Origin of the sequence: Bradyrhizobium sp. USDA 241 (genome assembly GCF_049739505.1) — a bacterium.
In the GTDB taxonomy this organism is placed as follows: domain Bacteria; phylum Pseudomonadota; class Alphaproteobacteria; order Rhizobiales; family Xanthobacteraceae; genus Bradyrhizobium; species Bradyrhizobium liaoningense.
The window spans coordinates 383824-403511 of record NZ_JBMGPZ010000002.1; the positions used below are offsets into that span (position 1 = coordinate 383824).

The following is a 19688-nucleotide window of genomic DNA, read 5'->3' on the forward strand; positions in this document are numbered from 1 at the left end:
AATGGGAACCTCGCCCCTTGCTGGGCTGCCCTCGCCCGACATTCGTAAATCCGGTTTAACTATCAATGAAACGGCGTGCCCGTAAGATTACTGGGAAGGCCTCGGACGCTTGCTTCAAACGACATCATGCTACCGAATAAAATGAGCGGCGCTTACAGCGCCGCTCATGCGCTTGATGGATGGCCCGCGCTTTAAGCCGCGCGGACGTTGGTCAGGAACTTGCCGACCTCGGTCTTGAGCCTGTTCGAGTCGTTCGACAGCATCTGCGCCGCCGACAGCACCTGCGAGGAGGCCGTGCCGGTCTCGGTCGCCCCGCGCTGCACGTCGGTGATGTTCGACGACACCTGCTGCGTGCCCTGCGCCGCCTGCTGCACGTTGCGGGCGATTTCCTGCGTCGCCGCGCCCTGCTCTTCCACCGCCGCCGCGATGGCCGACGAGATCTCCGACAGACGCTCGATGGTCGAGGAGATCTCCTTGATCGCGCCGACCGAGTCGTTGGTCGCCGCCTGGATGCCGGAAATCTGCTGGCCGATTTCGCCGGTCGCCTTCGCGGTCTGCTCGGCGAGCGCCTTCACCTCGGAAGCGACCACGGCGAAACCGCGGCCGGCTTCGCCGGCACGCGCGGCTTCGATGGTGGCGTTCAGCGCGAGCAGATTGGTCTGGCCGGCGATGGTGTTGATCAGCTCGACGACGTCGCCGATGCGCGCGGCGGCCTTGGAGAGCTCGCTGACCCGCTCGGTGGTGGCGCGCGCCTGGCCGACGGCATCGCCCGCCATCCGCGCCGATTCCTGCACCTGGCGGCTGATCTCGCCGACCGACGAAGCCATCTCTTCGGTCGCCGAGGCGACCGATTGCACGTTGGTCGAGGCTTCCTCCGAAGCGGAGGCGACCGTGGTTGCCAATTGCTGCGAGCGTTCGGCCGTACCCGTCAGGGTGGAGGCCGACGCTTCGAGCTGCGTCGAGGCGGACGAGACCGTTCCGATGATCTGACCGACAGCGCCTTCGAAATCGTCTGCGAGCCTGATCATGTCTTGCTTGCGTTGCTCCGCATTCCGTCGCTCGGCTTCGACCTGTTCCGCCTTCAATCGCTCGACCTCGATCGCATTGGTCTTGAACACCTGGACCGCCTGGGCCATCGCGCCGATCTCGTCCTTGCGTTCGGTGCCCGATACGACCACCGATGTGTCACCCTGCGCAAGAATCCCCATCTCCGTGGTGATACGCTGGATTGGGCGGGTAACCGCGAACGCAACGCCGAAGGCGCCCACAAGCGATAGCAGAAGGGTGACGAGGCCGCCGATCAGCATGGACAGAGTTGCATTGCCTGACGCGGCGTCGGAAGCCGCTGCCCGCACCGACAACAGCGACCGCTCTTCCTTGTCCATCTCCTGCACCACGCCGCGCAAGCCATCCATCGCTTTCTTGCCGGCGCCGGATGCTTCGAGCTCGCGGGCCTTTGCCTGAGTTGCAGGATCCTTCATCAGCGCGATTTCGCGCTGTGCGATGTTGGTCGCCCAGTCATTGGCGAACGCCTTGACTTGATCAAGGCGCTTCTGCTGCGTCGCATTATCCGAGGTCAGGCTGCCGACCTTGGCCGCCGCCGCCTGAAACTGCTTTTGTCCGGCCTCATAGGGGGCAAGAAAGCCGGCATCGCCCGACACGAGATAGCCGCGAACACCGGTCTCCTGATTGACCATGGCGCTGACAAGGCCAGAAAGCTGCTCAAGCACCTCGTAGGTATGAACGGTCATTCTTGCCGTCGAATTCATCACGCTCAGCGAATTGTAGATCGCCCCGGTGCTGCCAGCGACGACCAGGCAGATCGCGGCAAACACCGCAGAAACCTTGATGGATATGCGCAGATTATTGATCCAGGACATCAGAAACCCCAAGCCTGCCGGTGCACCAATTGCTCATCGAACGCACAGCTCCCCGAGTTGCGCACGAAGTTCGGCCCTGTTTTTATGCGCGCGACTTATGATGAAACCATTAGCCATACTCCGCATTCCTACGGAGGTAATGCGGAGCAATGCTCCGCATTCTTACCGGCCTATCGGAAAATGGAAGGCGGGCCACTCGACTACAGGCTCCGGACCCATGTGCGGCCCCGAGCCAAGCTGTCAGCGCCGCCGAATGGGCAGCGCCGCTGTTTTGGCCGCTGAATTACAACCGGTCAGGCCGCGCGGACGTTGGTGAGGAACTTGCCGACCTCGGTCTTGAGCCGGTTCGAGTCGTTCGACAGCATCTGCGCCGCCGACAGCACCTGCGAGGAGGCCGTGCCGGTCTCCGTCGCGCCGCGCTGCACGTCGGTGATGTTCGACGACACCTGCTGCGTGCCCTGCGCCGCCTGCTGCACGTTGCGGGCGATTTCCTGCGTCGCCGCACCCTGCTCTTCCACCGCCGCCGCGATCGCCGACGAGATCTCCGACAGACGCTCGATGGTCGAGGAGATCTCCTTGATCGCGCCGACCGAGTCGTTGGTCGCCGCCTGGATGCCGGAAATCTGCTGGCCGATCTCGCCGGTCGCCTTCGCGGTTTGCTCGGCGAGCGCCTTCACCTCGGAAGCGACCACGGCGAAGCCACGGCCGGCTTCGCCGGCACGTGCGGCTTCGATGGTGGCGTTCAGCGCGAGTAGATTGGTCTGACCGGCGATGGTGTTGATCAGCTCGACCACGTCGCCGATGCGCGCGGCGGCCTTGGAGAGCTCGCCGACGCGCTCGGTGGTGGCGCGGGCCTGGCCGACTGCATCGCCCGCCATCCGCGCCGATTCCTGCACCTGACGGCTGATCTCGCCGACCGACGAAGCCATCTCTTCGGTCGCCGAGGCGACCGATTGCACGTTGGTCGAGGCTTCCTCCGAAGCGGAGGCGACCGTGGTCGCCAATTGCTGCGAGCGGTCCGCGGTCGCAGTCAGCGTCGAGGCGGAGGCTTCGAGCTGAGTCGAGGCCGACGACACGGTCTGAACGATCTCGCCGATCATCGTTTCGAATTCGCGAGTGATGTTGTCGACACGGCGGCCGCGCTCGATCTTGGCCTCTGCATCGGCCGCGGCGGCCTCGTCGGCGGCCTTCTTGGCGATCAGCGCCTCCTTGAAGATCTGGAGCACGTCGGCCATGGCACCGATCTCCGTCTTCTCGCCGCGATGCGGGACTTCGGCGGAAAGGTCGCCCTTGCCCAGCGCCTGCATCGGCTGGATGATCGAGTCGATGCCGCTGGAGACGTCTCGGACGAGATAGAAGCTGAGCCCAAGGCCGATCACGACAGCAGCGCCGAGAATGACCGAAACCAGCATGAAGGCATAGGCGTAGCTGTCGGCGGCATCCTGAGCGGCCCGATCGCCGCCGTTGGTGTTGAGCTCGATGTCCTTGTTCAGGACCTCGTCGGCCTGGAGCCCGATCTTGTTGACGGTCTTGGAGTTGAGCTCCTGCGCCTCGCGCGGGAGCTTGCCGGCCTCCTTGCGCGACAATGCCATGACCTCCTCGGTGCCCTTCTTGTAGTCGTCCCAGAGCTTGGACCATTGGTTGTAGAGCGCGCGCTCTTCCGGGGAGCTGATCATGGCCTCGTACTTGGAGCGCACCTTGGCGAGCGCTTCAGTCACCGTGGCAGCGGTCTTCTCCGTCGCGAGCTTATCCTCCAGAGCTTCGGCGAGCATGTGCTGGCGCACCACGTTGCGATACGTGATGACGCTGGCGCGCAGATCGCCGATCACCCGCACGCTGGGCATCCAGTTCGTGGTGATGTCGACGGTGTTGGCATTCATCGACCGCATCTTCATGACCGCGAGCAGGCCCATGCCGGTCATCGCGACCAGCAGGAATGCCACGACACTGATGATTTTGGTGCGGATGGAGAGTTTGGCAAACATAATCGGGCCTCGTTGTATTGGCGCCGGCGGGAGTGTCAGAAGTTTTGTGTAAGAGCGTCTCTGTGAGGGGTTTGCGGGGTCAGCGGACTGACCCCATGGGGTCAGTCCGCTGAGCCTGCAAAGCGCTCGCCGAACTGGATGGGAGCTATGCGGGAAACTGGGTGATGACGGAATGAGATAGGCGGCGTATCGAGGCGGGTGTCGAGCCTGCCAGAACCTCAAGGAGAGCGATACGCCATGAACGAGCATAGCAACATTGTCCCACTGCGTCAGCCCGATGAGATCGACGATCCACTGACGAATATTTTGCGATCTGGAGCTCGGCAGCTGCTTGCGCAGGCTGTCGAGATGGAAGCCGAGGCGTTTCTCGCCGCGATGAAGGGCTTGAAGCTTCCCGATGGCCGCGACCGCCTCGTGCGACACGGCCATGGTCCAGTGCGGACGATCCAGACGGGGATCGGCGCCGTCGAAGTCGCCCGGGTAAAGATTCGCGATCGCGCGGTGACCAGCGATGGCGAGCGGATCCGCTTCACCTCGGCGATCCTGCCGTTGTGGGCACGGCGCACGAAGAGCTTGGATGCACTTTTGCCGGTTCTGTACCTGCGAGGCATCTCGACGGGCGACTTCCAGGAGGCGCTGGCGGCGCTCTTGGGCAAGGATGCGCCGAATCTTTCTCCGGCGGTGGTTTCCAGACTGACGACGGAGTGGCAGCTCGAGTACGAGCGTTGGCAGAAGCGCGATCTGTCGGCGCGCCGGTACGTATACGTGTGGGCGGACGGCGTCTTCCTGCAGGCTCGCATGGAAGACCATAGCGAATGCATGCTGGTGCTGATCGGCGCGACGCCGGAAGGCAAGAAGGAACTCATCGGCTTCCAGGTCGGCGTGCGCGAGAGCACGCAGAGCTGGCACGAACTGCTCGTCGAGGCGAAAACCCGAGGGCTGAAGATCGCCCCGGAAATCGCCGTCGGTGACGGCGCGCTCGGCTTCTGGAAGGCGCTCGACGAGGTCTTTCCCGCCACGCGACATCAGCGGTACTGGGTGCACAAAACCGCGAATATCTTGAACAAAGTCGCAGTGTCGGTACAGGCCAGCATGAAGAAGGATCTGCGCGAGGTCTATTTGGCGTCCAACCGAGCTTCGGCCGAAGTGGCGATCGATGTCTTTGCCGAGAAATACGGAGCGAAGTACGACAAGGCGGTCGAGTGCCTGACGAAAGATCGCGACGCAATGCTTGCGTTCTACGAATTCCCCGCCGAGCATTGGGACCACTTGCGGACGACGAATCCCATCGAAAGCGTGTTCGCGACGGTCCGGCACAGAACGGTGCGCACGAAAGGTTCGTTATCGTCAACGACTGCCAAGTTGATGGTGTTCAAGCTGCTCTGCGCCGCATCAAAGACCTGGCGGCGGCTGAAAGGCACAAATCAGTTGCCGAAGGTCAGCGCAGGTGTCAGATTCGAAAACGGCATCGAGGTCATCCAAGTGCCGGAAAACCACGCCGCCTGATCGCCTCGTCACCCAAAATCCCGCATAGCTCACTGGATGGCAAACTGGCCCATTGCGGCCGTCCATGCAACCGGTCGTCGCCAATGGATGCCGGCATTTCTGATGGCGAGGTAAAGCAGCTTCATCGCCGCCTCGTCGTTGGGGAAGCTGCCGCGTGTTTTGATGATCTTGCGCAGCGAACGGTTCAGCGCCTCGACCGTGTTGGTGGTATAGATCATTTTGCGTATCTCCGGCGCGAAGGCGAAGAACGGAATGACGTGCTCCCACGCCCGGCGCCAGGCCGCCCCGATCGCGGGATAGCGCTTGCCCCACTCGGCTTCGAAGTCCTCGAGCCTGAGCAGAGCGGCGTCGGCATTCTCGGCATGATAGATCGCCTTGATCGAGGGAAGGATCGCCTTGCGATCCTTCCAGGACACGAAGGATAGGCTGTTGCGGATCAAATGCACGATGCAGGTCTGGACCATCGCCTTGGGAAAGACGCTGTTGATCGCCTCGGGAAAGCCCTTCAGACCGTCGACGACGGCGATCAGGATGTCGGCGACGCCGCGGTTCCTCAGATCGTTCATGACCTTGAGCCAGAATTTGGCGCCTTCGGTTTGCTCGATCCAAAGCCCGAGCACGTCTTTCTCGCCCGATGCAGTGATGCCCAGCACGACGTAGACTGCCTTGTTCTTGACCATCCCCTCATCGCGAATCTTGACCCTGAGCGCGTCGAAGAAGACCACCGGATAGATCGCTTCCAGCGGCCGGCTCTGCCATTCGCGGACCTCGTCGAGAATCGCGTCGGTGACCTTGCTGATCAGATCGGGGGACACCTCGGTGCCGTAGAGCTCGGCCAGATGGCCCTGGATCTCCCGTACCGTCATGCCCCGCCCGTAGAGACTGATGATCTTCTCGTCGAAGCCGTCGAAGCGGGTCTGGCCCTTCGCGACGATCACCGGTTCGAACGTGCCGGCGCGGTCGCGCGGCACCTCGATCTCGATCTCGCCGTCGTCCGTCAACAGCGCTTTGCTGCTTGTGCCGTTGCGGCTGTTGCCCGACCCGCGGCCCGCCGGGTCGCCCTTCTCATAGCCAAGGTGGTGGGTCAGCTCCGCACCCAGTGCGCGCTCCAGAAGCGCCTTCTTCAGTCGTCTGAAAAGCCCGTCTTCGCCGGCTAAGTCTTCTGGCTTGAGGCTGCCCCCGGCAAGAAGCTGGTCCAAAATCTCAGGTGAAAAATCCGTAGCCATGTGAGTCTCCTGTCAAAGGTAAACTCACAGAAACCATCTTACACCGAGTTACTGACACCCTCGCGCCGGCGCGCGTCCGAAATTCTACGAATCAACCAAAGGGAGCAGCGCCGCCATCCAACACCAGAGCACTTGTGCAGATGTTAACGACGGCTCCGTGCGAGCACGGAGCCCGAAAGAAATGAACAGGCAGCTAAAAATGCTCTGCGCTCAGCGCATGAGCCTAAGTGCGTCGGAGAAAAACTCTGCTCCGCCGAAATTTCCGGACTTCAGAGCGAGCAGCATGTCGCTTTCGGCACCGACCGCGCGCAGCACCGGAACGCCTGCGGCAATTTCCACTCCCACGAGAAATCCGGGAATCTTCAACCGATCGACAACGGCCCCGGACGTCTCGCCGCCGGCAACGATCAGCCGTCGCACGCCTGATTTTACGAGGCTTTCTGCAATATCGGCCATGGCCTGCTCGATGGCATGGCCGGCGGCGTCGCGACCGTGGCGCGCCTGCAGCGCGGCGACCTGATCCGGTGTCGAGCTCGATGCGATCAGCACCGGACCTTCCGCAAGCCGCGGCCTCGCCCACTCCAGCGCGCGCTGTGCTTCGCCCGCCCCCGTAATGATACGGTCCGGATCAAGATGAAGCACCGGCATGATGCGTTCGGCATTGGCGATCTGCTGAAGCGTCGCCTGCGAACAACTCCCGGCAAGGCATGCCGCCGATCCGCCGACCGGCGCACCTGCATCACTGGTTGCCGTTGCACTGACCTTTCCGGTCGATACCAGAGCCCGCGCGAGTCCAAGGCCGATCCCGGAGGCGCCGACCGACAGCCGATGTTCGGCGGCGACGAGTCCGATGGTCTCGAGGTCGCGGTCGAAGACGGCGTCGATGATCGCGGCGCCGATGCCCTTGCCCGCGAGTTCGGCCAATCGCGCCCGCACGGCCTCCGCGCCGCGCGTGACGGTGGCGAGATCGACGAGGCCGATCTGTGTCCTACTCTGGCGCGCCAGCACGCGCACCAGGTTCGAATCGTGCATCGGGTTGAGCGGATGGTCCTTCAGCGGGCTCTCGTTGAGCGGCACGGCACCGACGAACAGGTTGCCCTGGTAGACGGTACGGCCTGTTTCCGGGAACGCCGGTGTCACCAGCACGACGGCTTCGCCGCAATCGGCACGCAACGCATCCATCACCGGGCCGATATTGCCGGCGTCGGTGGAATCGAAGGTCGAGCAGATCTTGAACAACACGTGGCCCGCGCCGCGGCCGCGCAGCCATGTCTCCGCCGCGCGCGAGCGCGACACGGCGAGGCCGGCTTCGATCGAGCGGCTCTTCAGCGACACCACGACGGCATCGACCTCGGGCAGCGCCAGATCGTCCGCGGGCACGCCGATGGTCTGCACGGTGCGCAGGCCCGCGCGCGTCAGCGTATTGGCGAGATCGGAGGCGCCGGTGTAGTCGTCGGCGATGCAGCCCACCGCAAGTGTCACGACTTCACTCCAGCGTAAGGCTTGAACCAGGCGAGTCCATCGGTAGTCTTGCCGCGGGGATTGTATTCGCAGCCGACGAAGCCGGCATAGCCGAGCCGATCGAGCTCTGCGAACAGGAACGGATAGTTCAGCTCCTCACCGTCGGGCTCGTTGCGCGAAGGGATGCTGGCGATCTGGACGTGGCCGATGATCGGCATCATCTCGCGCAGCCGCATGGTGACGTCGCCATGGATGATCTGGCAGTGATAGATGTCGAACTGGAGCTTCAGGTTCGCAAGCCTCAGCTCCTGGATCAGGTCGCGCGCGAAGCCGAAATCGTTGAGGAAATAGCCGGGCACGTTGCGCGCATTGATCGGCTCGATCACGACGTCGATGCCGTGCGGCGCGAAGAATTCCGCGGCCCAGGCCACCGACTTGTAGAACGCCTCGATCGCCACACGCTCGCCGCGGTTCGCGATGCCGGCCATCAGGTGCAGGCGCTTGACGCCGGTCGCCTTGGCATAAGGCAGCGCCGTCTCCAGACTCGCCTTGAGATCGTTGAACCGCGAGGGCAGCGCCGCAAAGCCCTTCTCGCCGGCGTTCCAGTCGCCCGGCGGCAGATTGAACAGCGCCTGGGTCAGGCCATTGCGCTTGAGCCGCTCGCCGATCGCCTCCGCCGGATGCTCGTAGGGAAAGAGAAACTCGACGGCGGTGAAGCCGGCCTGGGCTGCGGCATCAAAGCGGTCGAGGAACGGCACCTCGGTGAACATCATCGAAAGATTGGCGGCGAAACGGGGCATCGGAGCTCCTCTTGCTTACTTGTCGCCGGGCAGCTTGACGCCGGTGACCTGCGCATACATCCGCGCCACCGAAGCATCGTCGTCGCGGCCCATGCCGGCGGCTGATGTCATCAGAAACATCTGGAGCGCGGCGGCGGAGACCGGCACAGGGAATCGGGCAGTGCGTGCCATGTCCTGAATGATGCCGAGGTCCTTGACGAAGATCTCGACTGCGCTACGCGGCGTGTAATCGCCGTCGAGCACGTGCGGCATGCGGTTCTCGAACATCCACGAATTACCGGCCGATGCCGTGATCACCTCATAGACCTTGCGGATGTCGAGGCCCTGCTTTGCCGCGAACGCAATGGCTTCGCTGGCGGCGGCGATGTGCACGCCGGCGAGCAATTGATTGATCATCTTGAACGCAGCGCCTTGCCCGGCGGCATCGCCGAGCTCGTAGAGCTTTGCGGCCATGGCATCGAGCGCGGGCCGCGCCTTCGCAAAAGCGGCGGGACTGCCGGAGGCGAGGATCGTCAGCTCGCCTTGCGCGGCGCGCTGCGCCCCGCCGGAGATCGGCGCGTCCAGATAATGCCGGCCGGTCGCCTCAAGCTGCTTGGCCAGGCGCCGCGCCACGTCGGGATCCATGGTGGCCGAGGATACGAAGACGCTGCCCTTCGGCATGGTCTCGGCGGCCCCATCCTTGCCGAACAGGATCGTCTCCGTCTGCGCGGCATTGACGACGACGCTGACGACGACATCGGCCTCCCTGGCCGCTTCGGCCGGCGTCTTGGCGCCCGCGCCGCCATCCTTCACGAAACGGGTTACCGCGTCCGCCGAGACATCGCAGCCGGTCACGGCGTGGCCGGCGCGCTTCAGCGAGGTCGCCATGCCGTATCCCATCGAGCCGAGGCCGACGACGGCGATGCGCTGATTTGGTGACGTAGAGGACATGCAACTGACCCTTGCGAACGTTTCCCGGATGGTCCGCCTTTGCGGCGGCTCAGCGAACCGATATCACGGCTTGGCCGCGCTGCCAAAGCGTGAGACAAGCAGGCATGACGGCCATGAGCAACGAAACATTGCTGCGTGAGGATATCTGCCGCTTCGGACGGTCCCTGTTCGAGCGCGGACTGACGCCGGGCTCCTCCGGCAATATCAGCGTCAGGATGGACGACGGCGGCTGGGTGGTCACGCCGACCAACGCCTCGCTCGGCTTCCTCGATCCGGCGCGGCTGTCGCGGCTGGATGAAAGGGGACAACTGGTTTCGGGCGATGCGCCGACCAAGGAAGTTCCGCTGCACACCGCGCTCTACGACACACGCGCAAGCGCGCGCGCGATCGTGCACCTGCACTCCACCCATTCGGTCGCGCTATCGATGCTGCCCGAGATCGATCCGCGCGCCGCGCTGCCGCCGATGACAGCCTACTACCTGATGAAATGCGGCGCCACCGCGCTCGTGCCCTATTACCGCCCGGGCGATCCCGCGGTCGCGGATGCGATCAAGGGACTGGCGGGAAAATATTCATCCGTGCTGCTCGCCAATCACGGCCCGGTCGTCGCCGGCGACACGCTTGAGGCTGCGGTGTTCGCTACCGAGGAGCTGGAGGAGACGGCGAAGTTGTACCTGCTGCTGCGCGGGATGAACCCGCGGTATCTGTCGCCGGAGCAGGTGAAAGATCTGGCGAAGGCGTTCGGGGTGACGCTGCCGGAGCATGGGCATTAGCGACGTGCAGTCATGCGCGGAACAGCCCCGCCTCACCCACCGCTGTCATTCCCCGCGAAGGCGGGGAATCCAGTACGCCGCGGCTTCTCCGCACATCTCTGACATCTCCCAGTACTGGATCGCCCGATCAAGTCGGGCGATGACACCGAGTATGTTGCGCGGGCGTGCCCGATACTTCTCGACTACAGCCCGAGATACGCCTTCCTCACATCTGGATTGCCCTTGATCTCGCTTGCTGCGCCCTGCATCAGCACGCGGCCGGTTTGCAGGATGTAGGCGCGGTCGGCGATCTCCAGGCACTCGGCCATGCGCTGCTCGACGATCAGCACGGTCATGCCGGCGTCGCGGATGCGCTTCACCGCCTGGAAGATCTCATCCACCAGCTTCGGCATGATGCCCTGCGAGGGCTCGTCCAGCATCAGGAGCCGCGGACGCGTCATCAGCGCGCGGCCGATCGCGAGCATCTGCTGCTCGCCGCCGGAGAGCGTCTCGGCGCGCTGCTCCAAACGTTCCTGAAGACGCGGAAACAGCGTGAAGACGAGATCGAGCGGCTCTTCGCGATTGGCTTCGCCACGGTAGAGATAACTGCCGAGACGCAGATTGTCGCGCACCGACAGGCGCGGGAACAGACGGCGGTTCTCGGGCACGTAGGCGATGCCGGTCGCCGTGATGTGGTGCTGCGCCATGCCGTCGAGGCACTTGCCGTCGAACGTCACCGTGCCCGAGCGCGGACGCTCGGCACCGGCGATGGATTTGAGCAGCGTCGACTTGCCCGCGCCGTTGGCGCCGGCGACGCAGACGATCTCGCCCTTCTGGACCTCGATCGAGACCGCGGAGATCGCGACCAGGCCCTGATAGGCGGTCGTGACTTCACGCACCGACAGCATGACGATCTCCCAGATATGCGCTGATCACCTTGGGATCGCGGACGACGTCTGCGGGCTTGCCCTCGACCAGCACCTTGCCGAGGTCGAGAACGATGGCGCGGTCGACCAGCGGCATCACGATCTCCATCACATGCTCGACCATCAGCACGGTGATGCCGGCATCGCGCACCTTGCGCACCAGCGCCACACCGGTCTGCGCTTCGGTCGGCGTGAGCCCGGTGAGGACTTCGTCGAGCAGCAGCAGCTTCGGTTCGGTCGCGAGCGCACGGGCAACCTCCAGACGGCGCTTCTCGGCCGGCACGAGGTCGCTGGCGAGCACGTCGGCGCGCGCGGCAAGGCCGGTGAATTCCAGCACCTCATGCGCCTTGCGGCGCGCCTCGCGCATCACGGTATTGCGCACGAGCGCACCGACGATGACGTTGTCGATCACCGTCATGGTCTCGAAGCTCTTGACGACCTGGAAGGTCCGGCCGATCCCGCGCTGACAGCGCTCGGCCGCCGGCATGTGGGTGACATCCTCGCCATCGAATAGAATCGAGCCTTGCGTCGGCGGCAGCACGCCCGCGATGAGATTGAACAGGGTCGACTTGCCGGCACCGTTCGGGCCGATCAGGCCGACGATCTCGCCGCGGCCGACCGAGATCGAGACGTCGCTGTTGGCGATGAGGCCGCCAAAGCGCTGCCAGACGCCGCGGGTTTCAAGGAGCGCCGTCATCGCGTGGCTCCCTTTGCTTTCGAACGGGGAGAACAGGCTCACCAGACCTTGCGGCAGCGCCAGCGAGATCAGCACGATCAGCGTGCCGTAGACGATGAGGTCAACGCCGCGTCCGGAGCCGCCGATATAGGAGCGCGTCAGCTCCGTCATCGGGATCAGGATGGCGGCCCCCAACACCGGGCCCCAGAGAGTACCGATTCCGCCGAGCACGGCCGGCAGCGCCATCAGCAGCGAGAACTGGAAGCCCATGACGCTTTCAGGATCGATATAGGCGAGAAATTGCGCGTAGAAGGCACCGCCGATGGCGACGAGGAAGGCCGAGACGGCGGCCGCGCCCATCTTGGAGTTGAAGACGACGACGCCAAGGCTTTCGGCCGCTTCCGGATTGTCCTTCACCGCGCGCCACCAGAAGCCCCATTTGGAATCTTCCAGCCACCAGGTGACGAACCAGGCGAGGCAGCACAGCGCCAGCGCGAAATAGAAGTACGGCAGCTTGGTGCGCAGGAACTGGAATTTCAGCCAGCTGTCGCCGCGGATCGGGATGGTGATTCCCATCGCTGCTCCCGCCCACTCCCAGTTCTGGAACAGCAGCAGCCCGATCTCGGCGATGACGATGGTCGCGATCACGAAGTAATGGCCGCGCAGGCGGAAGAAGGGATAGCCAAGCCCCATCGCGATGACGGCCGCGATCACCCCACCGGCGAACATGCCGAACCAGGGCAGCACGCCGAACTTGGTGAACAGCAGCTCGGTGGTGTAGGCGCCGATGCCGAAATAGAGCGCGTGTCCGAGCGAGATCTGTCCGCAATAGCCGGACAGGATGTTCCAGCTCTGCGACAGCGCCGCGTACATCAGCGTCAGGATCAGGATGTTCTGGACGTAGACGTCCTTGACGAACAGCGGCGCCAGCGCCGCGAGCCCGGCCAGCACCGCGGCGATGATGAGGTCGCGGCGGCGCCGCGCGGCAAAATTCTTGTCCATCACATCGACCCGAACAGGCCGCGTGGCCGGATGAAGACGACGAGCAGGTAGACGGCGTAGATGCCGACGGATTTCAGCGAGGGCGGCAGCACCAGGGCCGTGACCGCCTCGACGAGGCCGACGATGATGCCGCCGGCGAAGGCCCCGAACACGCTGCCGAAGCCGCCCAGCGCCACCGTGACATAGGCGATCAGCGCGAAGGACGCGCCGACATCAGGGTAGATGTAGAAGAACACCGCCATGATCGCACCGGCGAGACCGACCAGCGCGGCGCCGAGGCCCCAGCCGAACGCGAACACGCGGTTCTTGTCGATCCCGACGAGAGCCACCGCACCAGGATCTTCGCGGGTGGCCTCGATCGCGCGGCCGAAATCGGTGCGGTGGATGAAGAAGTAGAGACCGGCAAAGGCGAGAACCGAGACCAGCGCGCCGACCAGCTGCGGCTCAGGCAGGAAGATGCCGGCAAAGGAGATGGTTTTGCCGCCGAGCCAGGACTGCGGAATGCTGCGATAGTCCGGGGTGAAGAAGAACTGCGCGAGGCCGCGCATGACGATGGCGAGACCGAAGGTGGTGAAGATCTGCACCATGCCGGCGTTGGCCTTGGCCCGCATGGCGAAGCGAACAATGAGCAGGTAGATCACCGCTCCGAAAACGAACAGCGCCGCGGCGACCAAGGGCGCCGACAGCAAGGGGTCGATGGCGAAGAACGCGAACAGAAAGAAGGACAGGTACATCGCGAGCATCAGGAACTCGCCATGGGCGAAGTTCGTGACGTCCATCAGGCCGAAGATCAGCGCGAGGCCGACCGCGATCAGTCCGTAGAGCAGGCCCATGAGGAGGCCGCTCGCGAGACTTTGGATTATGGCTTGGGCTGTCAAAAGTCTGTCCCCCGAAATAGATCCTCATCCTGCGGAGCGCGCATCAGCGCGCGTCCCGAAGGATGGCCCAGCTCTCGTCCTTCGAGACGCGGGCTACGCCCGCTCCTCAGGACGAGGGCGGGAGCTACATCTGAGCTCCCGCTTCCCACTCTCACTTCATCGGCCAGATCGCCTCGGCGATCGCGGCCTGCGGCGGAAAGATGGTGACGAACTTGCCGCCGACATATTGCAGCAGCACCGGATCGGCGTCGTTGTTCTGGCCCATCTCGTCGAACTTGACGCGCTTCCAGGGCATGATGGTCTGCTCGCCCGGGATGTCGGTCGCCGCCAGCGCGTCGCGGATCTTCTCGCCGTCGGTCGACTTGGCGCGGTTGATGGCGTCGGCGAGGATGATCAGGCCCATGAACTGACGCGAGGTGAGATCGTTGAAATCCTTGCCCGACTTCGCCTTGAACATGTCGTTGATCTTGCCGACCATCGGACGCTTCTGCGCGAGGTCGAGCGAGAAGGTGCCGCGCGAGATCACGCCTTCGAGCTTGTCGCCGACGGCATCATAGAGCGCCTTCTCGGAGAAGCCGGCGTCCTGCGCCACGATCGCATTCGGCTTGTAGCCGAGCTCGGCCATGGTCTTGACCAGGAGGATGCCGTCGGTGGTGTAGCTCGAGGGCATCAGCACGTCGGCATTGGCGGTCTTGAGCTGCTGCACCTCGGCCGAGAGCGAGGGCGAGTTGGCGCGATACTTGATGTCGGTGACGATCTTGTAGCCGCGCTCGCCGGCGATCTTGGTCTGGGCATTGCCGGAGTCGGTGCCGAAGATGGTGTCCTCGTGGAACAGCGACAGCGTCTCGATCTTGGTGCCCTTCTTCTTCATGGCATCGAAGAAGTCGAACATCGCGGCCGAGTACATCTCGTCATGCGGCGCCGCGCGGAAGTAATATTTCAGGCCGCGGCGATGCAGGCTGGGCGAGAAATTGTCGGCGGAAACGAACGGGACCTGGTAGCGTTCGCAGATCTGGCTGACCGTGACGGCAACGGCGCTCTGGTAGGTGCCGATGATGGCGCAGACCTTCTCCTGCGTGATCAGGCGCTCGGCCTCGGCGCGGCCCTTCTGCGGATCGGCCTGGTGATCGGCGAACACGAGGCGGATCTTCGCGCCGCCGAGACCCGGCAGGCCTTCGCCTTTCGCCAGCGGCAGGTCGAAAGCGGTGTCCTTGTTGATGACTTCGAGCGCGGTCTCATAAGCCTTCTGCGCGTCGACGCCCTGCTGCGCGCTGCCGCCGGAGAACGGATAGATCACGCCGATCACGACTTCCGAGCTCTGTGCGCGCGCTGCCAGCGGCACGAGAGCGGCAGTGGCGGTGGCTCCCAACAACACGTCGCGGCGAGTGATCGTCATGGCAAGGTTCCCTGTTACTGAATTTCGGCTGATCGAATGAAGCGATTGATGGATGCGGTAAAGCCTGAAGAAGCAGCAGACGCTGCCTACTAAATCACGGCCATGTTTCTGTTCTTCAGATCCGTCACCAGCATGAGGCCGGGCGAATGCGTGATGGCGAATGGGAGTTTTGCGGCATTGATCACCGATTGCGGCGTCACCCCGCAGGCCCAGAACACCGGAATCTCGTCGGCGGCGACCGGCACCGGATCGCCGTAGTCGGGCTTCGCAATGTCCTTGATGCCGATCAGATGCGGATGGCCGAGATGCACGGGCGCACCGTGGACGGCGGGATAGCGCGAGGTGATCTGCACCGCGCGGATCGCATCGGCCGGCTTGAACGGGCGCATCGACACGACCATCGGACCGGCGAATGGACCAGCCTCGCCGCAGGCGATGTTGGTGCGGTACATCGGCACGCGCACATTGTGCTCGATGTGCCGGATCGGCATGCCCTCCTCGAGCAGAGCTTCTTCGAACGAGAAGGAGCAACCGAGCACGAAGGTCACGAGATCGTCGCGCCAATACTTCGTCACGTCGGTCGGCTCGTCCACGACCTCGCCGTCGCGCCAGACGCGGTAGCGCGGCACGTCGGTGCGGATGTCGAGATCGGCGCCGAGGGACGGGATCTGCGGGCTACCGACATCGGACATGCCGATGATCGGACATGGCTTCGGATTGAGCTGGCAGAAGCGGTGAAAGGCGCCGGCATATTCGGCAGGCAGGATCGCCAGATTGCCCTGGACAAAACCCGGAGCGACGCCGGCGGTGGAGGCGACCAGCCCCTCGCGATAGGCCAGCCGGGCCTTGCGGCTCGGAAGGGAGTCGGGCGTTTCAGTTTGCTGCGCTGCCACCAAAACAGTCATGTGATCGACCTGCCTAGAAACTCGACAAAGACAAGCCAACACCAAGCGTGCTATAAAGTCTAATCGTCGTTTCTAATCAATATCGATAAATTAAACTTATCGATCGGGAAAATCCTTCCAATGCTGGACTTCAGGTCGATCGAAACATTCCTCTGGGTTGTGAAGCTCGGCAGCTTCCGTGGCGCCGCCCAACGACTTAACACCACCCAGCCGGCGATCTCGCAGCGCATTGCACAGCTCGAGCGCGAGATGGGCGTGAAGCTCCTGAACCGCGATCATCGCGTGGCCTCGCCCACCCCCAGCGGGCGACAGATGATGGTCTATGCCGAGAAGCTGATCGGCCTGCGTGCCGCGATGATGGCGGAGATCGGCGACCGGTCGGCGATGCGCGGCGTGATGCGCCTCGGCGTCGCCGAGACCATCGTGCACACCTGGCTGCCGCGGCTGGTGAAGAGCGTGAACGAGGTCTATCCGAACCTGTCGCTGGAGATCGAGGTCGACATCACGCCGAACCTCACCGGGCGCCTGCTCGCGCAGGAGATCGAGCTCGCTTTCGTCGTCGGGCCGTTGTCCGCCTCCGGCGTGCACAACCGCGTGCTCGCCGATTATCCGATCGGCTTCCTCGCAAGCCCCTCGCTGGGACTCGGCAAGGGCCCGGTGACGCCGGCGGACCTCGCCCGGTTTCCGATCATCACCTTCCCGCGCAAGACCAAGCCTTACGAGGTCGTGCGCGAGGTGTTCGACCGGCCGGAGCTGCCGCCGATCCGCCTGCATGCCTCTGCTTCGCTCGCAACGGTCATCCACATGGCGGTCGAGGGACTCGGCATCGCCGTGATCCCCGACGCCATCGTCGCGAACGAGCTCGCCGACGGACGGCTGCAACTGCTCGACACCGATCTCGCGATCGCGCCGCTGACATTCACCGCGAGCTGGCTCGCCTCTCCCGACGTCGTCGCCGTGGAGCGCGTCGCCGAGCTCGCAAGGCAGATTGCGCAGAGCAGCCTCGCGGTTGACGCGCCCGCGCAGGCGCGTCATTGAAAAAGCGCCGGGTTTTCTACCGTCATTCCGGGGCTCTCGCGGGACCGCGCTACGCGCGGCCCGGAGACGAGAACCCGGAATCTCGAGATTCCGGGTTCGCCCTTTGGGCGCCCCGGAATGACAGCGATCAAATGGAAGAGACGCATGAGCCGAGCCGCCACCAATCTGCAAATCGATTCCGCCCGCCTCTGGGGCTCCATCCACGAGACCGCACAATTCGGCGCGACCGCCAAGGGCGGCGTGCGGCGGCTGACACTGAGCGCGGAAGACAAGCAGGTGCGCGACTGGTTCCGCAAGGCCTGCGAGGACGCCGGGCTGGAAGTCCACGTCGACGCGCTCGGCTCGATGTTCGGCCTGCGCAAGGGCCGCGACATGTCGAAGCCGCCCGTCGGCATCGGCTCGCATCTCGATACCCAGCCGACCGGCGGCAAATATGACGGCATCCTGGGGACGCTCGGCGCGCTGGAAGTGATCCGGACGCTGAACGACGCCGGCATCGAGACCGAGGCTCCGATCTGCGTCGTCAACTGGACCAACGAGGAAGGCTCGCGTTTCGCACCTGCAATGATGGCCTCCGCCGCCTATGTCGGCGACTTCACCACTGACGACATTCTGTCGCGCAAGGACGCCGAAGGCATGACCGTCGGCCAGGCGCTCGACGGCATCGGCTATCGCGGCGACAAGCCGGTCGGCTTCCAGAAGCTCGGATGCTTCGTCGAACTGCACATCGAGCAGGGTCCCATTCTGGAGGCGGAAGGCAAGACCATCGGCGTGGTCGATTCCGGCCAGGGCGTGCTCTGGTACGACGGCAAGATTTCCGGCTTCGAGAGCCATGCCGGTTCGACCCCGATGCCGCTGCGGCGCGACGCGCTGGCGACGCTGTCGGAGATCGTGCTGGCGATGGAGGCCATCGCCAAGAAGCACGGGCCGAACGCGGTCGGCACCATCGGCGAGGCCGTGATCGCAAATCCCTCGCGCAACGTCATTCCCGGCGAGCTCGCCTTCACCATGGACTGCCGCAGTGCCGACGGCGCCATCATGGATGCGCTCGATCGCGATCTTCGTGCGGCCATCGCCGAGATCGCCGCGCGGCGCAAGGTCGAGGTCAAGATCGACCTGGTCTGGCGCAAGCCGCCGACGCATTTCGATCCCAAGCTGATCGCGGCGGTCGAGAACGCCGCGAAGACGCTGGGCTATCCCTCTCGCCGCATCACCTCCGGCGCCGGCCATGACGCCTGCAACCTCAACACCGTCATGCCTGCGGCGATGGTGTTCGTACCCTGCAAGGATGGCATCAGTCACAACGAGCTGGAGGACGCCACGCAGACCGACTGCGCTGCGGGCACCAACGTCCTGATGCATACCGTGCTGGCGATTGCCGGCGTAGCGTCCTGATCGGAGAGAGCCATGCGCGGAGTTTTCGTCGACGCCAATGAAGCCCTCGCCGTGATCATGGAACGGCTGGAGAAGCCCGGCGATCCCAAGGTGCGGATCCACAGGGACCCCGACATCAAGCCGGAGCAATACCCGGAAATCCTCGACGGCGCCGAGATCGCGATCGTCGACCACACCGCGCTTCCCACCGAAGTGGCGAGGAAATGCACGGGGCTGAAGCACGTCGTGTTCCTCGGCACCGGCGCGCGCAGCTACATGAACCCGGAGGAGCTCGCCGAGCTCGGCATTTCCGTGCATCTGATCAAGGGCTATGGCGACACGGCGGTCGCCGAGTCCGCGATCGCGCTGATGTGGGCTTCGGCCCGCGTCATCGCGATGATGGACCGCGAGATGCGGGCGGGCAACTGGCTGCGCGAAGACGGCATGCAGCTCACGCGGCAAGACCCTCGGCCTGATCGGATTCGGCGGCATCGCCGCGGAAGTTGCGCGCATTGCCACGGGAAGCGGCATGAAAGTGATCGCCTGGAATCGCTCGCCCAAGAGCTATCCTGGCGTCGAATTCACCGATCTCGATACGGTGCTGGCGAAGAGCGACGTCGTGTCGCTGCATCTGCTGCTCAACGACGAAACCCGCGGCATGATCACGCGCGAGAAGATCCTTGCGATGAAGCGTGGTGTCATCCTCATCAACACCGCACGCGCCGCGGTCGTCGACGAAGCCGCCATGATCGACGCGCTGAAGTCCGGCCATATTCGCCATGCCGGCCTCGACGTCTTCAACATCGAGCCGCTGCCCGGCGATCATCCGCTGACGAAATTGCCGAACGTGACGCTGTCGGCGCATTCGGCTTTCCGCACGCCGGAGGCGAGCGAGAACCTGATTGAAGCGGCCTGGGTCCACTGCCGCCGGATCGTGAAAGGATAAGAGCAAC

15 protein-coding genes and 2 pseudogenes are annotated in these 19688 nt (G+C 64.1%); 5 read left to right on the forward strand and 12 right to left on the reverse strand.

Annotated elements, in window-relative coordinates:
* Window positions 1–191: 191 nt before the first annotated feature.
* Both ABIF91_RS02655 and ABIF91_RS02660 read right to left on the reverse strand, forming a co-directional pair.
* A complete protein-coding gene (locus ABIF91_RS02655) occupies window positions 192–1880 on the reverse strand; it encodes a methyl-accepting chemotaxis protein (protein WP_424578740.1) in 1689 nt (562 codons plus the stop codon).
* 293 nt (window positions 1881–2173) lie between these two features.
* Window positions 2174–3865 (reverse strand): methyl-accepting chemotaxis protein, encoded by a 1692-nt coding sequence (locus tag ABIF91_RS02660; RefSeq protein WP_028178349.1) that lies wholly within the window; start codon window positions 3863–3865, stop codon window positions 2174–2176.
* Between the two features lie 237 nt (window positions 3866–4102).
* Here ABIF91_RS02660 and ABIF91_RS02665 point away from each other — a divergent pair, with 237 nt between their 5' ends.
* On the forward strand, window positions 4103–5371 hold the full coding sequence (locus tag ABIF91_RS02665) for an IS256 family transposase (protein WP_424578741.1): 1269 nt from the start codon (window positions 4103–4105) through the stop codon (window positions 5369–5371).
* Window positions 5372–5400: 29 nt separating this feature from the next.
* On the opposite strand, the gene ABIF91_RS02670 is transcribed toward ABIF91_RS02665, so the two are convergent.
* The 4 genes from ABIF91_RS02670 to ltnD form a co-directional block, all read right to left on the reverse strand.
* Window positions 5401–6597, reverse strand: a complete 1197-nt coding sequence (locus tag ABIF91_RS02670; protein ID WP_424578742.1) for an IS256 family transposase — start codon at window positions 6595–6597, stop codon at window positions 5401–5403.
* Between the two features lie 210 nt (window positions 6598–6807).
* Window positions 6808–8079, reverse strand: coding sequence for a 3-oxo-tetronate kinase (otnK, locus tag ABIF91_RS02675; RefSeq protein ID WP_028178350.1), 1272 nt, complete (start codon window positions 8077–8079; stop codon window positions 6808–6810).
* Entirely contained in the window at window positions 8076–8858 is a 783-nt protein-coding gene (gene otnI / locus ABIF91_RS02680; protein WP_028178351.1) for a 2-oxo-tetronate isomerase, read from the reverse strand. Before otnI ends, otnK begins: the two co-directional genes overlap by 4 nt.
* Window positions 8859–8873: 15 nt before the next feature.
* A complete protein-coding gene (ltnD, locus tag ABIF91_RS02685) occupies window positions 8874–9788 on the reverse strand; it encodes an L-threonate dehydrogenase (RefSeq protein ID WP_028178352.1) in 915 nt (304 codons plus the stop codon).
* A gap of 104 nt (window positions 9789–9892) precedes the next feature.
* Here ltnD and ABIF91_RS02690 point away from each other — a divergent pair, with 104 nt between their 5' ends.
* Window positions 9893–10561 (forward strand): aldolase, encoded by a 669-nt coding sequence (locus ABIF91_RS02690; protein WP_424578743.1) that lies wholly within the window; start codon window positions 9893–9895, stop codon window positions 10559–10561.
* A gap of 182 nt (window positions 10562–10743) precedes the next feature.
* On the opposite strand, the gene ABIF91_RS02695 is transcribed toward ABIF91_RS02690, so the two are convergent.
* From ABIF91_RS02695 to ABIF91_RS02720, 6 genes and pseudogenes are all read right to left on the reverse strand, one after another.
* Window positions 10744–11448 carry an ABC transporter ATP-binding protein gene (locus ABIF91_RS02695; protein ID WP_424578744.1) on the reverse strand — a complete coding sequence of 235 codons (705 nt, stop codon included), beginning with the start codon at window positions 11446–11448 and terminating at the stop codon, window positions 10744–10746.
* Complete coding sequence (locus tag ABIF91_RS02700; RefSeq protein WP_028178355.1) at window positions 11432–12163, reverse strand: ABC transporter ATP-binding protein; 732 nt, start codon at window positions 12161–12163, stop codon at window positions 11432–11434. The genes ABIF91_RS02695 and ABIF91_RS02700 overlap by 17 nt, the downstream gene beginning before the upstream one ends.
* A pseudogene (locus ABIF91_RS02705) lies at window positions 12160–13144 on the reverse strand (branched-chain amino acid ABC transporter permease). The gene ABIF91_RS02700 and the pseudogene ABIF91_RS02705 overlap by 4 nt, the downstream one beginning before the upstream one ends.
* Window positions 13144–13977, reverse strand: a complete 834-nt coding sequence (locus ABIF91_RS02710; RefSeq protein ID WP_244430028.1) for a branched-chain amino acid ABC transporter permease — start codon at window positions 13975–13977, stop codon at window positions 13144–13146. Before ABIF91_RS02710 ends, ABIF91_RS02705 begins: the two are co-directional and overlap by 1 nt.
* Window positions 13978–14173: 196 nt before the next feature.
* The gene (locus ABIF91_RS02715; protein WP_028178358.1) at window positions 14174–15418 is read right to left on the reverse strand and encodes an ABC transporter substrate-binding protein; all 1245 of its coding nucleotides are present in this window, start codon (window positions 15416–15418) and stop codon (window positions 14174–14176) included.
* Between the two features lie 89 nt (window positions 15419–15507).
* A complete protein-coding gene (locus tag ABIF91_RS02720; protein ID WP_028178359.1) occupies window positions 15508–16323 on the reverse strand; it encodes a putative hydro-lyase in 816 nt (271 codons plus the stop codon).
* Window positions 16324–16443: 120 nt separating this feature from the next.
* Between ABIF91_RS02720 and ABIF91_RS02725 the strand changes: the two genes are divergently transcribed.
* The 3 genes and pseudogenes from ABIF91_RS02725 to ABIF91_RS02735 all read left to right on the forward strand — a co-directional run bounded on the left by ABIF91_RS02725 (window position 16444) and on the right by ABIF91_RS02735 (window position 19681).
* Window positions 16444–17361, forward strand: a complete 918-nt coding sequence (locus tag ABIF91_RS02725; protein ID WP_035673265.1) for a LysR family transcriptional regulator — start codon at window positions 16444–16446, stop codon at window positions 17359–17361.
* Window positions 17362–17505: 144 nt separating this feature from the next.
* Window positions 17506–18756 (forward strand): Zn-dependent hydrolase, encoded by a 1251-nt coding sequence (locus tag ABIF91_RS02730; RefSeq protein WP_028178361.1) that lies wholly within the window; start codon window positions 17506–17508, stop codon window positions 18754–18756.
* 12 nt (window positions 18757–18768) lie between these two features.
* A pseudogene (locus ABIF91_RS02735) lies at window positions 18769–19681 on the forward strand (NAD(P)-dependent oxidoreductase).
* Window positions 19682–19688: the final 7 nt, after the last annotated feature.

Bases quoted from the DNA above. Each gene is read 5' to 3' on its own strand.
- ABIF91_RS02710 (WP_244430028.1), bottom strand. From the start codon at position 13,977: ATGGGCCTGCTCTACGGACTGATCGCGGTCGGCCTCGCGCTGATCTTC.
- ABIF91_RS02720 (WP_028178359.1), bottom strand. From the start codon at position 16,323: ATGACTGTTTTGGTGGCAGCGCAGCAAACTGAAACGCCCGACTCCCTT.
- ABIF91_RS02660 (WP_028178349.1), bottom strand. From the start codon at position 3,865: ATGTTTGCCAAACTCTCCATCCGCACCAAAATCATCAGTGTCGTGGCA.
- ABIF91_RS02695 (WP_424578744.1), bottom strand. From the start codon at position 11,448: ATGCTGTCGGTGCGTGAAGTCACGACCGCCTATCAGGGCCTGGTCGCG.
- otnI (WP_028178351.1), bottom strand. From the start codon at position 8,858: ATGCCCCGTTTCGCCGCCAATCTTTCGATGATGTTCACCGAGGTGCCG.
- ABIF91_RS02655 (WP_424578740.1), bottom strand. From the start codon at position 1,880: ATGTCCTGGATCAATAATCTGCGCATATCCATCAAGGTTTCTGCGGTG.
- ABIF91_RS02665 (WP_424578741.1), top strand. From the start codon at position 4,103: ATGAACGAGCATAGCAACATTGTCCCACTGCGTCAGCCCGATGAGATC.
- ltnD (WP_028178352.1), bottom strand. From the start codon at position 9,788: ATGTCCTCTACGTCACCAAATCAGCGCATCGCCGTCGTCGGCCTCGGC.
- ABIF91_RS02715 (WP_028178358.1), bottom strand. From the start codon at position 15,418: ATGACGATCACTCGCCGCGACGTGTTGTTGGGAGCCACCGCCACTGCC.
- ABIF91_RS02670 (WP_424578742.1), bottom strand. From the start codon at position 6,597: ATGGCTACGGATTTTTCACCTGAGATTTTGGACCAGCTTCTTGCCGGG.
- ABIF91_RS02690 (WP_424578743.1), top strand. From the start codon at position 9,893: ATGACGGCCATGAGCAACGAAACATTGCTGCGTGAGGATATCTGCCGC.
- ABIF91_RS02725 (WP_035673265.1), top strand. From the start codon at position 16,444: ATGCTGGACTTCAGGTCGATCGAAACATTCCTCTGGGTTGTGAAGCTC.
- ABIF91_RS02700 (WP_028178355.1), bottom strand. From the start codon at position 12,163: ATGACGGCGCTCCTTGAAACCCGCGGCGTCTGGCAGCGCTTTGGCGGC.
- ABIF91_RS02730 (WP_028178361.1), top strand. From the start codon at position 17,506: ATGAGCCGAGCCGCCACCAATCTGCAAATCGATTCCGCCCGCCTCTGG.